General features: G+C 64.1%; 2 protein-coding genes. Both read left to right on the top strand.

Going from position 1 to position 1,958, the window contains the following annotated elements; genetic code table 11:
* Nucleotides 1-218 (top strand): DUF933 domain-containing protein (locus tag JV551A3_RS05415; protein ID WP_133978408.1); only part of this gene is annotated, 218 nt, incomplete at its 5' end.
* A gap of 301 nt (nt 219-519) precedes the next feature.
* A partial coding sequence (locus tag JV551A3_RS05410; protein WP_133978406.1) for a SulP family inorganic anion transporter occupies nt 520-1,958 on the top strand: 1,439 nt, incomplete at its 3' end.

Here is a 1,958-nt window from a genome sequence, read left to right as displayed (position 1 = left end):
CCTGGACCGTCCGCGTCGGCGCCACTGCTCCGCAGGCAGCCGGGGTTATCCACACCGACTTCGAAAAAGGTTTCATCCGCGCTGAAGTGGTGGCCTATGACGACTTCATCCAGTTCAAGGGTGAAAGCGGTGCCAAGGAAGCCGGCAAATGGCGTCTGGAAGGCAAGGACTACATCGTCAAGGACGGTGACGTGATGCACTTCCGCTTCAACGTCTAAGCGCCAGCCTGCAGTCCCGACAAACCCCTTGAGGTCAGCGCCTCAAGGGGTTTTGTTTTTTCTGGCATTTGGCAGGGCGCGCGCCCCCTGTGGGAGCGGCTTTAGCCGCGAAGAATCCAACACAGTGCATGGCACCGGCTGCGCCGGTGTTTGCGGGCACGCCCGCTCCCACAGGTACCGCGCATTTTCTGAACCTCGCATCAAACCTGCAGGAGCGGCCTTGTGTCGCGAAAGGGCCGCAAAGCGGCCCCGGAATTCAGCATCTAAGCTGTGATTCAGCACCCTCCCCCGGACGCGCACCATGCCCGAAAAACCCCGCCTCGACTGGCAACGCTGGCTTCCCGGCCTGGTTACCCTGCTCCACTACCAACCCGCCTGGCTACCCAAAGACATCGCCGCCGGCCTGGTGCTCACCACCATGCTGGTGCCGGTGGGCATCGCCTATGCCGAAGCGTCTGGCGTACCCGGCATCTATGGCCTGTACGCCACCATCATCCCGCTGCTGGCCTATGCCCTGTTCGGCCCCAGCCGCATCCTCGTACTGGGGCCGGACTCGGCACTGGCCGCGCCGATACTGGCGGTGGTGGTGCAATACGCCGCCAGCGACCCTCAGCGAGCTATCGCCATCGCCAGCATGATGGCCCTGGCGGCCGGGGCGTTCTGCGTGATCGCCGGTTTGCTGCGCCTGGGCTTCATCACCGAACTGCTGTCCAAGCCGATCCGCTATGGCTACATGAACGGCATCGCCCTCACGGTGCTGATCAGCCAGTTGCCCAAACTGTTCGGCCTGTCGGTCGACAGCCAGGGCCCGCTGCGGGACACATGGAACCTGATCCAGGCCTTGCTCGCCGGCCAGGGCCATTGGCCAAGCTTCGTGGTCGGTGGCGGTAGCCTGGCGCTGATCCTGCTGCTCAAGCCGTTCAAGCGCTTGCCGGGCATTCTCATTGCGGTGGTGGCGGCTACGCTGGCGGTGAGCCTGCTGGGGCTCGACCAGCAAGGCGTGAAAGTGCTCGGCGAACTGCCCCAGGGGCTGCCCAGTTTCGTATTCCCCTGGGTCAGCGATATCGACCTGGTGGAGGTGCTGCTCGGCGGCATCGCGGTGGCGCTGGTGTCGTTCGCCGATACCAGTGTGCTGTCACGCTCCTACGCCGCGCGCATGAAGACCCCGGTCAACCCCAACCAGGAAATGTTCGGCCTGGGAGTGGCCAACCTGGCCTCGGGGCTGTTCCAGGGCATCCCGATCAGCAGCAGCTCGTCACGCACCCCCGTGGCCGAAGCGGCCGGCTCGCAGACCCAGCTCACCGGCATCATCGGCGCGCTGGCGGTAACGCTGTTGCTGCTGGTCGCGCCCAACCTGATGCAACACCTGCCCAACAGCGCCCTGGCGGCGGTAGTGATCGCCGCAGCGTTGGGCCTGTTCGAGTTTGCCGACCTCAAGCGCATCTTCCGCATGCAGCAATGGGAATTCTGGCTGTCGTTCACCTGCTTCGTCGGCGTAGCGGTATTCGGGGCCATTCCCGGTATTTGCATTGCCGTGGCGATATCGGTGATCGTATTCCTTTGGGACGGCTGGCGGCCGTACCATGCGTTGCGGGGACGGGTGGATGGCACCCGCGGTTACAATAATGTGCAGCGTTATCCACAGGCCCGACGCATTCCAGGGCTGGTGCTGCTGCGTTGGGACGCGCCGCTGTTCTTTGCCAATGCCGAGCAGTTCCAGAGCACGGTGATGGCGGCGGT

Source organism: Pseudomonas inefficax (assembly GCF_900277125.1).
In the GTDB taxonomy this organism is placed as follows: Bacteria; Pseudomonadota; Gammaproteobacteria; order Pseudomonadales; family Pseudomonadaceae; genus Aquipseudomonas; species Aquipseudomonas inefficax.
The sequence above is the reverse complement of the archived record's forward strand: the minus strand, read 5'-3'. Positions and strand labels throughout refer to the sequence as shown.